We start from the raw sequence: 13036 nt of genomic DNA on the forward strand, positions 1-13036 counted from the left end.
AAAACTATCGTAACAATCTCATTCCGGTTTGAGCAATAATAGACTTTGTTCTTAATTTTAAGGATTTCAGACGATTTCCTTTTAGCTTTTCCTTATGACCATTGACTTCGTTAATTACATACCGAACAGCATAGTCATAGTAATTTCTTTTATATGTTCTGCTAAAGTCGATGTCTCTATCTGTAGAATTTTTCCAAGAGGGTTTCTCGATAATCTTATCTTCAACTTCATTATATAATGAGGTACCTTTTATAGGATAGGCAACAGTAATAGTAAAATGAGTTGGATCCGCATCTTTTAAATATTGAACCGTTTTTTTGATATCACTTTCATCTTCTTTTGGATAGCCTAACATGATAAATGTTCCGGTTTCAATATCTAATGCATTGGTTTTTTGAATGGCCGTTTTAACGACATCCACATCCACACGTCTATCCATGGCGTCGATGATCTTTTGTGAACCACTTTCTGCACCAATCCAAATTCTGTAGCATCCTGCTTCTTTTAATAGTTCTAAAATCTCATCATTTAATCGCTCAGCTCGAGTAATACATTCAAAAGGAATACGTGCGTTTTGCTTAATCACTTCCTCATGAAAGCTTTTGATCCATTTGTGACTTACGGTAAATACATCATCTACAAACCAAATAGAATCTGGACTGTAGGTTTCTTTAAGCATTTTTAACTCTTCCGCAACTAATTTTGCTGGCCGACGTCTATAACTTTGGCCATATACAGCTGTGCTACACCATTTGCAGGTATATGGGCAACCTCTTTGTGTACTCACGGTCATAGAACTCTGTCCATGATGTTGCTTCCAAACATCTAAGTATTTTTCAATAGGAATAGCGGCTCTATTAGGTACAGGTAATTCTGATAAATCTTTTATCTTTATTCGGGCTGTTGTTTTTGTAACATTGCCGTTTTCTAAATAAGCAATTCCTGGAATATCGTGAACTGGAAGATTATTGATAATTGCATTATAAAGCTCGAGCATAGTCTCTTCTCCTTCCCCAATAATCAAGAAATGAACTTTTAATTCTAAATAATTTTCTAGATTATAGGTAATGTCTGGACCTCCTAAAACTATTTTAGGAAACCCAAATTTTTCATCTGTTACTAAGATATCTACCAGTTTTACAACATTTAGTTTCGTCATCAAATTGGTATATATCGCAACAACTTTGGGTTGTTTTTGTTCTATATATTCAAGTTGTTCCTGGTAAGAGTAAAAGGTACTATCAAATACATGATTTTGAACATGATGTTGGTGTAGGTATGCTGAAACATATAACAAACCCAGCGGAGCGTAAGGCTTCATGATCTTTTGCTCCTTTTCATCTTCGAAAAGATAATATCCATGTGTCAATACAATACTCATTTAGTCTTTACAATCTTTTCAAGTTCAATATAATAATGATCAGCATATTTGGACAAAAACGACCAGTTACACAAATAATCTAACAGTCTCAAGATACTTAAAATACTCTTTCTTCCTATAAAAGAATGCTCCAAATAGGAAGGAGGTACCCATAATCCAATAGGTTTAACTTTTGATACACTCAGGTTGATCTTACTATTAATGATATCGGATGGATTGAAATACCAGGTCTTTACAACGACTCCATCTACATTCGCTAAAATACAAGAGCCTGAATTTCTCCTCATTGCTTTTTTACGATCTCCTTTTAGAGTAAAATAGATGCGCTCCCAAAGCGTGCATTTTGGCATTACAACGCATATAAGCTTCCCTTTTTCGGAAAGAAGATGGGGTGCTGTTTTAAAAAAAGAAGTCAGCGCTTCCTTAGAGAGGCAATTAAAACCTCCAAAGTTTGAAAAAACAAGGTCAAAAGGTTGATCGAATGTATTCCTGGTAATACTAGAAATATCAAGCTGCTGAAATACAATTTTGGTATTTGGATACTTCTTTTTACATATAACAATCATCTCTTTTGAGATGTCTGTTGCTAGTACCTGATGACCACTAGAACTCATGTGGTATGCATCTTCACCAGTACCCGCATTTAATTCTAAAATCCGCATACTATTTTCAGATGCCAATACTTTATCTAAATACCTGTGTACCTGATCTCTTTGAGCTTTTCCAATTTTTGAATTTGTGAAAACATCATCATAGGAGGCAGCTGCTATATCAAAATCATGACTCATTATATTGCTGCATTTTTTTCAGAACCCACCGATCAATAATAAGGGTAGGAGCATAATAAAAATAAAGTGCCATAGTTCGTATACGTTGAATATTTAGAAAGGAAGGCCTTTTAAGTGTCTTTTTTAGAAAATAGATGGCTTGACTTTTTCTAAATTCTTTATGTACGTACCTATGCAACTTTTTATAGAATTTAGCATTAAAAGTCCCTTGGAACATCATTGCCAGATCATCGGAATCTGTCCAGTTGGCTTTTGCTATAAGATCGTCCTTTACTTTATCATAAAACTTCGTACCTGGTAACGGGTAAGAAACAGAAACACCAATATTGTCCGGAACAAGTTCTTTAATCATCCCAATAGTTTTATAAATGTCTTCTTTCGTTTCGTCGAGATATCCAAATTGTATAAAAAACGCAATTCGAACGGATTTTTCTTTCAATAATTTAGTGGCTTCATAAATTTGAGAGATGGTGGTTCCTTTGTCCATGGCATCCAATATTTTTTGAGAACCACTTTCAGCGCCTATCCAAACTTCTTCTAAACCACTTTCAGCCAAAGCATCTATAGTATCTTCTTTTAAGAGTAAGTCGGCTCTACTTTGAATATAGTATCGAATGGATAGTTTTCTTTTTTTAAGTTCTGAATTAAAACTTTGTACCCATTTTGGTTTCAACCCAAAAATATCATCGCACATCCAGAAACGATTAACACCATAGGTTTCTGATAAGAATTGAATTTGTTTCGTAATATATTCTGCAGAATGCGAGTTATATCGATTACCATAAATGGGCTTTGCGCACCAATTACATTTATAGGGGCATCCTCTGGTTGTAGCAATATTTAGCGTGAATTCATTGTTTCCAGACGCCCATACTTTCTTATAAGCATCCATATCTATGAGATCCCATGCTGGTATTGGTAGTATATCTAAGTCCCTAATAACCGGTCTTTTCGGGTTTTTTATGACCTCTTCTTCTTGTCTATAGACAATACCCAATATTTCAGATAAACCTACACCACCATTTACAGCAGTTATAACCTCTTTTAATGTAAGTTCTCCTTCTCCTTGCAGAATCACATCTGCTCCTGCGTGTAAGTATTTTTCGTAATGATCGGTTGAATCTGAACTAGAACAAATTACAAAACAACCTTGTTCTTTAGCGATCTTAATCATTTCAAATGCAGCCTCACGCATATTAGTCAGGCACATCTTTGTTAGATAATTAAACCCATCATCATAAATGACTAGAAACTTAGGTTTTTGCTCTTTTAAAGAAAGAGATATTTCATTTGGGCTATCTCTTAGATTCGTATCAAATAGCTCAACCTCATACCCGTTAGAGCGCATGTATGAAGCTGCATAAATGGTCCCTAATGGAGGGTAAGGTGTTTTATTTCTCCATTGTTTTGAATCTAATTTGTAATAATATGAATGTGAGAATAAGATATCAGACATGCTCTACAGGAATATAAATATCATACAACTCTTTACAAGATTTATATTTTGTGTTTAATTTATTGATTACTTTTTCCTGGAAATTCTCGGGATGATGCTTTGAGATTTCTTTTTTAGATTTATAAGGACTGTTAACTTTTGATTTATATCGTTTTGACCATTTTCTCGTAATCACCTTCATACACGTATAATTGATCAGTTGCCCTAAATAGTTATCAAGTAAAAATTCTACACATTTGGTTCCAAAATACTGCTTTTTGGGTGCAGTGCCTTGTAAGCCATTTTTTAAATCCACATTTGGAAAAAATGCAGTAACCCATTTGTTCTGGTTATAAAATTCTGAAAAAATATCCGTTCCATATACTGGAATCACTGTGACAATCTCGGTAGCAGTAAATCTATTTTTTTCTTCAATTTCTAACGTTTCAGTGCTCACATAATAGTTTACACAAAACTCTTTATGAGAATTTAATAAGAAAAGACGTTTATAAAGAGCAATCAATGTTCTGGTAATCCAAACTCGTTTTGCCTTTGTGATAACGAAAAAATCAAAATCACTTTCAGAGTCAAAATATCCTTTTGATAAGGATCCTGAAATGGCAACACCTTTAATAAATGGAAATTTGGAAATAAACCTAGCAGTTTTTTCTGCTCTAGGCATAATCGCTTCTGCTTCCTTATTTCCCATAACTCTTCTGAGAATGTGTTGATGATCTTTTTCAAACAAAAGAAAATTACCATCTCGTTTGATAATTCCTTTTCGAATAAGGGCATCGATATCTTCTCGCAGTTGATTTTTATCCTGGACTTCGGAGTATTTAAATACTTCATCTTCCGTTAATGGATGATCAAACAAAGAAAAATAAATAAGAGGTTTTAATACGGTCATACCTATAATTATAAACTTTCAAATTTTCAATAAACAATGGTTACGCTAAAATAAGTATTTCTGCACCTAATAGCTATATTTTAATGTGTCAAACGGAATTATACTTGTTGAACGGGAAAAAAAGCCATTGAATTATCTGAATATATAACATGCTTAAAACACAAAACCCCACATAAAGTGAGGTTTTGTATAGATAGTTAATTTCAAGAAAGAACTAAGTCATCAATATAGAACAGGTTACTTTCTTTTCTGACTTTGTTGATCCTGTGCTTGTTTCATAGCATCATCTAAACGTTGTCTAAATTTGCTTTTCTTCTTTTCAGGACGTTTTTTGTTTTCTTCTATTTGAGCAATAATCTTCTTCTCATCGATCACATAATTCTTGATCACTAACATGATTGTGATCGTTAATAAGTTAGAGATGAAGTAATACAAACTTAAACTACTTGCATAGTTGTTAAAGAAGAACAACATCATAATAGGAGAGAAGTAGATCATATACTTCATTAATTTACTCATATCTGGCATACCTTCTTGGGTCGGTGCTTGCATATTTGCCTGCTGACTTTGATTCATCTTCATATAAAAGAAGATTGCCACAGAAGCCAAGATTGGAAATAAACTTACGTGACTTCCATAGAAAGGAATATCAAAAGGTAAGTTAAAGACCGTATCGTATGATGATAAATCATCTGCCCATAAGAAACTTTGCCCTCTTAATGCTAAATTGGAAGGGAAAAACTTAAATAAAGCAAAGAAAACTGGCATCTGCAATAATGCTGGAATACAACCAGACATCATACTTACCCCTGCTTTCCGCTGGACGGCCATGGTTTCTTGTTGACGCTTCATTGCATTCTCTTTACCCGGATATTTCTTATTGATCTCCATTAACTCAGGTCTGATCACCTTCATTTTTGCGCTTGATAAATAAGATTTATATACTAATGGCGACATTAAGATTCTAACAACAATCGTCATTAAAATAATGATCAACCCATAATTACCTAGTAGGCCTTCTAACAAACCAAAAATTGGAACAAATATCCAACGGTTTATAGTACCAAAGATACCCCAACCTAGATCTGCAATTTCGCTAAGATCAGTGCCCTTATACGTTTCTAAGGTTTTATAATCAGTAACACCATAGTACCAGTTCATGTTATAGTTAAGTTCACCATTTGCTAATTCTAGTGGCGTTTTTAACGTAAATTTTTTAGTAAAAACAGAATCGATTGCTTCATCTTTTACTAAGTTTTCAGAGGCCATTGCTGCATTCTTGAATGGAGTGTCTGAAAGTAAAATAGAAGAAAAGAAATGTTGTTTATAGGCTACCCAATTTACAGCATTCACAACATCGTTCGTGTCTTGGTTTAAATAATCTACCTCATTGTCTGCCTTATAATAGTAGTAAGAGTACATCGTATTTTCTGTACGCAAACTCTTTTCATGTCTATACCCCTTTAAAGACCAATCTAAATTGATTGGGTTCGATGAGTTGATTATAGTACCTAAACCTTGAGATCGAACTGCGAAACCAACCATGTAGTTATCGGGCTTCATTTCGTAACGATACTCTAAAAACTGCGTATCGGAAACTTTTAGTTTCATAGAAAGCACCTGGTTTTCTCCGTTCTTTGTAAGTGAAGGTTCGAAGAATAAGTCTTTTGTATTTAAGATCCTATTATCGGTTGTTCCAAAATTAATGTTGAAGGACGCATTCTTATCCTTGATCATATATAGTGGTAAAGAATCATAGGTTTTATATCCTTTGATTAATGCCTCGATGATCTGACCTCCTTTATTACTAATTCTTAGTTTTAAAAGATCATTTTCAATGGTCGTTTCCCCCTCTTTTCCATTAATTGCACTTTGAGCAAAAGCTCCGAGCTGGTTCTGTAAGGACGATCTTTTTACTGAATCGTTTTTAAAAGTAGGTGTGCTAATATTTTCTGTTGCCGGTTTTACAGAATCTTTGGCAACTTCTGTATTCGTTTCTGTGGGCTCTACTTCGGGTGTTTGAGTATTAAAATACCATAATAGAATAGCTCCCAATAGCAACATTCCAATAAAGGAATTAAGGTCGAATTTTTTTTGTTCCATGTGTTTGTTAAAATGTCAATTTGTCATTTTGTCTCTTTCTGTCATCGAAAAAGAGCGACAAATGTAGTAAAAATGCTTGCTTTTTAATATGAATACACATATTAATTTTATGCATATAAGTAGTTCAAATAGTGTTCCGCTTTATCCTGATTTTAATTCAAGAACGTAATTTATTTCTTAGAATGAGCTAATGAAGCTTTTACAAAATCAATAAATAAAGGATGCGGGTTTAGTACCGTACTCTTATATTCTGGATGATATTGTACTCCTACAAACCAAGGATGCTCAGGTAATTCAATGATCTCCACCAAACCTGTCTTTGGATTGATTCCTGTTGTTTGCATTCCAGCAGCAGAAAGTTGTTCTAAATAGTCATTATTAAATTCGTAACGATGTCTGTGTCGTTCACTGATCATTTCTTGTTGGTATGCATCGTATACTTTAGAGTGCTTAGAAATTTTACAGTCCCAAGCTCCTAAACGCATAGTACCTCCCTTATCGGTAACATTCTTTTGTGCTTCCATTAAGCTGATAACTGGGTCTTGAGTAGTAGCATCCATTTCGGTAGAATTCGCATGTTCTAAACCTAAAATGGTTCTAGAAAATTCGATAACCGCCATTTGCATTCCTAAACAAATTCCAAAGAAAGGAATACCCTTCTCACGAGCAAATTGAACGGCTTTGATTTTTCCTTCAATTCCACGATCACCAAAACCAGGAGCCACTAAAATTCCATTTAAGCCTTCTAACATGTTCCCAGCATTCTCTGGAGACAATTCTTCTGAATGTATCCAACGCACTTTCACTTTTGTTTCGTTGGTCGCTCCTGCATGGATAAGTGCTTCGGTAATAGACTTATAAGAATCGTGTAACTCTACATACTTTCCAATCAATCCTATTTCTATAGTAGAAGTAGGGTTTTTATGTTTTGCTAAAAAACTATTCCAAGAAGCGAGTTCAGGTTTTTTATCGGAAGATAATTGTAATTTTTTCAGAACAACCTTATCCAAACCTTCATCAAACATGAGGTTGGGTACATCATAAATGGTCTCCGCATCTATAGACTGTATAACATCTTCTTTCTTTACATTACAAAACAAGGCTAACTTCTTTTTAATATTGTCAGAGATCTGATGTTCGGTTCTACATACTAAAATATCTGGATTTACTCCGCTCTGCATTAACATCTTTACAGAGTGTTGTGTTGGTTTTGTCTTTAACTCACCAGCAGCAGCTAAATATGGAACTAACGTTAGGTGAATAACAATAGCATTTTCTTCACCTAATTCCCATAACAGTTGACGTACGGATTCAACGTACGGTAAAGATTCAATATCACCAACAGTTCCGCCAATCTCGGTAATAACAATATCAAAATCACCAGTATTCCCCAAAATTTGGATGCGATGTTTAATCTCATCTGTAATATGCGGAATTACTTGCACCGTCTTTCCTAAGAATTCACCTTTACGCTCCTTATTAATAACAGACTGGTAAATTCGCCCCGTAGTTACATTATTTGCCTGCGAAGTAGGGATGTTTAAAAAACGCTCGTAATGTCCAAGATCTAAATCAGTTTCAGCACCATCATCAGTAACATAACATTCGCCATGTTCATATGGATTTAAAGTTCCGGGATCAATGTTAATATATGGGTCTAGTTTCTGAATCGTTACAGAATATCCTCTTGTTTGTAACAATTTTGCTAAAGAAGCTGCAATAATTCCCTTTCCTAGCGATGAAGTTACGCCTCCAGTAACGAAAACGTATTTGGTGTTGTTCATGGTTCTTTTAGGTTTGAGCAAAAGTAAGAACTCTGCGTGTTCTCACAAACAAAAAAGGCAAAAAAACCGTTTGTTTCTATGGAATAAAAAATAATTCAATTTTTTTTTAAATTGTATTTGTCAAAAATAAAAACAGTTGTATATTTGCAATCGCTTTAAATGAGGTTAAATCATTAAGCGATAAGAAATAATAAGAAGACTTTTAAAAATATAGGTAATGCCGAAAAGAACTTATCAACCATCGAAAAGAAAGAGAAGAAACAAGCATGGTTTCAGGGATAGAATGGCTTCTGCTAATGGTAGAAAAGTGTTAGCTCGTAGAAGAGCAAAAGGAAGAAAGAAATTATCTGTTTCATCAGAATCAAGACATAAGAAATAATGATTAACAATTGTTAATAATAAAGGTGTTGCTTTTTTAAGTAACACCTTTTTTTATACCCATACAGTAATTATTTTTACAAACCCAAACAAAAGAATACCTTAAGATGCCTAAAAGAGAAGACTTAAAATCCATTTTAATTATTGGTTCAGGACCAATCGTTATTGGACAGGCTTGCGAATTTGACTACTCAGGATCGCAGTCTTTACGTTCATTAAGAGAAGACGGAATAGAAACTATTCTTATTAATTCTAATCCGGCAACCATCATGACGGACCCGTCTATGGCCGATCATGTATATCTTCTTCCTCTTACTACTAAATCCATTATAAAAATACTAGAGGAACATCCGCAAATAGATGCTGTTCTGCCTACAATGGGAGGACAAACTGCTTTAAACCTTTGTATAGAAGCAGATGAAAAAGGAATCTGGAATGACTTTGGTGTAAAGCAAATAGGAGTAGATATTAATGCCATCAATATTACAGAAGATAGAGAGCAATTTAGAGAATTGATGGGCAAGATTGGTGTTCCGATGGCTCCTCAAGCTACAGCAACTTCATTTTTAAAAGGAAAAGAAATAGCGCAAGAATTTGGTTTTCCATTATGTATCAGGGCTTCTTATACACTTGGAGGGGCTGGTGCAGCCATCGTATATAATGAAAATGATTTTGAAGAGCATCTTCGCCGAGGATTGGAAATCTCACCGATTCATGAGGTAATGATCGATAAAGCGATGATGGGCTGGAAAGAATATGAATTGGAATTGTTGAGAGATAAGAACGATAATGTTGTAATTATTTGTTCTATTGAGAATATGGATCCAATGGGAATTCATACTGGAGATTCTATTACGGTGGCACCCGCCATGACACTATCCGACAAAACATATCAGAAAATGCGAGATATGTCTATAAAAATGATGCGTAGTATTGGTGATTTTGAAGGAGGGTGTAATGTTCAGTTTGCCGTATCTCCTGATGAAAAGGAAGATATTATTGCTATTGAGATTAATCCACGTGTATCCCGTTCATCGGCTTTAGCGAGTAAAGCAACGGGATATCCAATTGCAAAAGTTGCAACCAAGTTGGCTATAGGATATACATTAGATGAGCTAGATAATCAAATTACAAAATCAACTTCTGCATTGTTCGAACCAACCCTGGATTATGTAATCGTTAAAATACCTCGTTGGAACTTTGATAAATTCGAAGGAAGTGACAGAACCTTAGGTTTACAAATGAAAGCTGTAGGGGAGGTAATGGGTATTGGTCGTTCCTTCCAAGAGGCATTGCACAAAGCAACTCAATCTTTGGAAATTAAAAGAAATGGGTTAGGTGCAGACGGAAAAGGATATAAAGACTATAACCAGATTATAGAGAAATTAACCTATGCATCCTGGGACCGAGTATTTGTGATCTACGATGCCATTGCTATGGGTATTCCCTTAAGTCAGATCTATGATATCACGAAAATTGACATGTGGTATCTAAAACAATATGAGGAGTTATTTCAATTAGAGAAAGAAATTTCTAAATATAGCATAGACACCATACAAAGAGAGCTATTGTTGGAAGCGAAACAAAAGGGATACGGAGATAGACAGATTGCTCATATGCTTAAATGTTTAGAAAGTCAGGTATATAAGAAAAGAGAGGAGTTTAAAATACAAAGAGTCTATAAATTAGTAGATACATGTGCGGCAGAGTTTACTGCGAAAACACCGTATTACTATTCTACCTTTGAGAGTGAAATACAGACCAAAGAAGGAGAGGTTAAAGTTGAGAATGAAAGTGTAGTCTCTGATAAAAAGAAGATTATTGTTTTAGGTTCGGGACCCAACAGAATTGGGCAGGGAATTGAGTTTGATTATTGTTGTGTACATGGTGTTTTAGCTGCGGCAGAATGTGGTTATGAAACGATTATGATCAACTGTAATCCAGAAACTGTTTCGACGGACTTTGATACAGCAGATAAGTTATACTTTGAGCCTGTTTTCTGGGAACATATCTACGACATTATTCAGCATGAAAAACCAGAAGGAGTTATTGTTCAACTAGGAGGTCAAACAGCACTGAAACTAGCAGAAAAGCTAGATCGATATGGTATAAAGATTATTGGAACAACATATAAGTCTTTGGATTTAGCAGAAGATAGAGGAAGCTTCTCTACCTTACTTAAAGAAAATAATATTCCATACCCAGAATTTGGTGTTGCGGAAACGGCCGATGAAGCTTTGGCCTTAGCAGATGAGTTAGATTTTCCAATTTTGGTTAGACCTTCTTATGTATTAGGAGGACAAGGAATGAAAATTGTGATTAACAAGGATGAGTTAGTTGAACATGTAGTTGATCTTCTGCGAAAGATTCCAAATAACAAGCTATTACTAGATCACTATTTAGATGGAGCTATTGAAGCTGAAGCGGATGCGATTTGCGATGGTGAAAATGTCTATATTATTGGAATTATGGAGCACATAGAACCTTGTGGAATTCACTCAGGAGATTCAAATGCTACCTTACCAGCGTTTAATCTTGGAGACTTAGTGATGCAGCAAATTATCGATCATACAAATTCGATAGCAAAATCATTGAACACTGTTGGTCTGATTAATATTCAATTTGCCATTAAAGATGATATAGTATACATCATTGAAGCAAATCCAAGAGCGTCTAGAACTGTTCCGTTCATAGCGAAAGCCTATAAAGAACCATATGTGAATTACGCTACTAAAGTAATGCTGGGAGAGAAAAAAGTAACAGATTTTGATTTTAATCCCCAACTAGATGGTTATGCCATTAAACAACCAGTATTCTCCTTTAATAAGTTTCCAAATGTTGATAAAACATTAGGACCTGAAATGAAAAGTACAGGAGAGAGCATTCTTTTCATAGATAGTTTAAAAGACGATGAGTTTTACGATTTGTATTCTAAACGTAAAATGTACTTAAGTAAATAGATAAAGCGACCATTAGGTCGCTTTTTTATGTTCTTTTTTTAAGTTAAGTTTGTGTGTACTGTATTTTCATCTGAAAATTATTATCATGAACTATATCTTATTTGACGGTAATGTTAGAAATGCCCTATTACCGTTTACATATACAAGGCCTGTTGCTGACGTGCGAGTAGGAATTTTAACCATTCGAGAGAAATGGGAAAGGCAGCTTGGTTTAACAACAACTACCATCACAGAAGAATATTTAGAAGAGAAATTTCCTATGGTAGAAATGGAAGAGAACGTTTTAATTAATGGTTCTTTTTTACCTACTAGATCCCTTGTTGAAAAGGTGAAAGCTTTATCGGCTAATGAAGCTATTTTTAAAGGAGATGAGGTTATTGCTTTTTATTCGAAAGATACGCAAGAAGAGATTGATTTTGATGCTTATAGTCACATTGAATTTGAAGAAGAAATTATTCAAATAAAGCATACGTGGGATATATTTTCACTGAATGATAAGGCTATTGAAGCAGATTTTGATTTGCTAACCGAAGGAAGAAAATCACAACCTATTCCTGAAGGTGTGCAAGTTGTAAACAAAGAAAACATTTTTATAGAAGAAGGAGCAACGGTTCTTTTTTCCACTTTAAATGCTTCGAGTGGCCCTATATACATAGGAAAAGATGCCGAAGTTATGGAAGGGTGTGCTGTTAGAGGACCTTTTGCTATGTGCGATCATGCTGTGTTAAAATTAGGAGCTAAAATATATGGAGCTACCACGTTAGGACCGTATTGCAAAGTAGGAGGAGAGGTAAACAACTCGGTTCTGTTTGGCTATTCTAACAAAGGACACGACGGGTTCTTAGGAAACTCTGTACTTGGTGAGTGGTGTAACTTGGGTGCAGATACTAACAATTCTAACTTGAAAAATAATTATGCCGAAGTAAAACTATGGAGCTATGAAACAGGTAGATTTGCAAGAACGGGGTTGCAATTTTGTGGATTGATCATGGGAGATCATTCTAAATGTGGAATTAACACCATGTTCAATACAGGAACTGTTATAGGTGTAAGTGCCAATATATTTGGAAGCGGTTTTCCTAGGAACTTTATTCCTTCGTTTAGTTGGGGCGGTGCATCAGGATTTACAAATTATCTGCCTAAAAAAGTATTTGAAGTTGCAGAAGTGGTTATGAAGCGACGGGGAATTGATTTTGATGATCAGGAGCAAAAAATACTAGAACATGTATTCGAAGAAACAAAACAATACAGAAATTATTAATATTAAAAAAAGCCTTGAGAATTCTCAAGGCTTTTT

At 34.7% G+C, this 13036-nt stretch carries 9 protein-coding genes; 3 read left to right on the top strand and 6 right to left on the bottom strand.

Annotated features, from left to right (window positions below; all coding sequences use genetic code 11):
* Positions 1 to 4: 4 nt before the first annotated feature.
* The 6 genes from RQM59_RS11720 to pyrG form a co-directional block, all read right to left on the bottom strand.
* Complete coding sequence (locus tag RQM59_RS11720) at positions 5 to 1381, bottom strand: B12-binding domain-containing radical SAM protein (protein ID WP_349242304.1); 1377 nt, start codon at positions 1379 to 1381, stop codon at positions 5 to 7.
* A complete protein-coding gene (locus tag RQM59_RS11725) occupies positions 1378 to 2169 on the bottom strand; it encodes a class I SAM-dependent methyltransferase (protein ID WP_349242305.1) in 792 nt (263 codons plus the stop codon). The genes RQM59_RS11720 and RQM59_RS11725 overlap by 4 nt, the downstream gene beginning before the upstream one ends.
* On the bottom strand, positions 2159 to 3625 hold the full coding sequence (locus tag RQM59_RS11730) for a B12-binding domain-containing radical SAM protein (protein ID WP_349242306.1): 1467 nt from the start codon (positions 3623 to 3625) through the stop codon (positions 2159 to 2161). Before RQM59_RS11730 ends, RQM59_RS11725 begins: the two co-directional genes overlap by 11 nt.
* Positions 3618 to 4514 carry a nucleotidyltransferase domain-containing protein gene (locus RQM59_RS11735; RefSeq protein ID WP_349242307.1) on the bottom strand — a complete coding sequence of 299 codons (897 nt, stop codon included), beginning with the start codon at positions 4512 to 4514 and terminating at the stop codon, positions 3618 to 3620. The genes RQM59_RS11730 and RQM59_RS11735 overlap by 8 nt, the downstream gene beginning before the upstream one ends.
* 237 nt (positions 4515 to 4751) lie before the next feature.
* A complete protein-coding gene (yidC, locus tag RQM59_RS11740) occupies positions 4752 to 6617 on the bottom strand; it encodes a membrane protein insertase YidC (protein WP_349242308.1) in 1866 nt (621 codons plus the stop codon).
* 170 nt (positions 6618 to 6787) lie between these two features.
* On the bottom strand, positions 6788 to 8401 hold the full coding sequence (gene pyrG / locus RQM59_RS11745; RefSeq protein WP_349242309.1) for a CTP synthase: 1614 nt from the start codon (positions 8399 to 8401) through the stop codon (positions 6788 to 6790).
* A gap of 217 nt (positions 8402 to 8618) precedes the next feature.
* On the opposite strand from pyrG, the gene rpmH reads away from it, so the two are divergent.
* The 3 genes from rpmH to RQM59_RS11760 all read left to right on the top strand — a co-directional run bounded on the left by rpmH (position 8619) and on the right by RQM59_RS11760 (position 13000).
* Positions 8619 to 8780 (top strand): 50S ribosomal protein L34, encoded by a 162-nt coding sequence (rpmH, locus tag RQM59_RS11750; RefSeq protein ID WP_349242310.1) that lies wholly within the window; start codon positions 8619 to 8621, stop codon positions 8778 to 8780.
* 106 nt (positions 8781 to 8886) lie between these two features.
* The gene (gene carB, locus RQM59_RS11755; protein ID WP_349242311.1) at positions 8887 to 11739 is read left to right on the top strand and encodes a carbamoyl-phosphate synthase large subunit; all 2853 of its coding nucleotides are present in this window, start codon (positions 8887 to 8889) and stop codon (positions 11737 to 11739) included.
* Positions 11740 to 11824: 85 nt separating this feature from the next.
* Entirely contained in the window at positions 11825 to 13000 is a 1176-nt protein-coding gene (locus tag RQM59_RS11760; protein WP_349242312.1) for a GlmU family protein, read from the top strand.
* Positions 13001 to 13036 lie beyond the last annotated feature (36 nt).

The sequence above is a fragment of the Asprobacillus argus genome (genome assembly GCF_032248395.1).
GTDB classification, from domain to species: domain Bacteria; phylum Bacteroidota; class Bacteroidia; order Flavobacteriales; family Flavobacteriaceae; genus Polaribacter; species Polaribacter argus.

What these genes read in the sequence shown, in the direction of transcription:
- RQM59_RS11720 (WP_349242304.1), bottom strand. Translation starts at nt 1,381, where the DNA reads ATGAGTATTGTATTGACACATGGATATTATCTTTTCGAAGATGAAAAG.
- RQM59_RS11725 (WP_349242305.1), bottom strand. Translation starts at nt 2,169, where the DNA reads ATGAGTCATGATTTTGATATAGCAGCTGCCTCCTATGATGATGTTTTC.
- RQM59_RS11730 (WP_349242306.1), bottom strand. Translation starts at nt 3,625, where the DNA reads ATGTCTGATATCTTATTCTCACATTCATATTATTACAAATTAGATTCA.
- RQM59_RS11735 (WP_349242307.1), bottom strand. Translation starts at nt 4,514, where the DNA reads ATGACCGTATTAAAACCTCTTATTTATTTTTCTTTGTTTGATCATCCA.
- yidC (WP_349242308.1), bottom strand. Translation starts at nt 6,617, where the DNA reads ATGGAACAAAAAAAATTCGACCTTAATTCCTTTATTGGAATGTTGCTA.
- pyrG (WP_349242309.1), bottom strand. Translation starts at nt 8,401, where the DNA reads ATGAACAACACCAAATACGTTTTCGTTACTGGAGGCGTAACTTCATCG.
- rpmH (WP_349242310.1), top strand. Translation starts at nt 8,619, where the DNA reads ATGCCGAAAAGAACTTATCAACCATCGAAAAGAAAGAGAAGAAACAAG.
- carB (WP_349242311.1), top strand. Translation starts at nt 8,887, where the DNA reads ATGCCTAAAAGAGAAGACTTAAAATCCATTTTAATTATTGGTTCAGGA.
- RQM59_RS11760 (WP_349242312.1), top strand. Translation starts at nt 11,825, where the DNA reads ATGAACTATATCTTATTTGACGGTAATGTTAGAAATGCCCTATTACCG.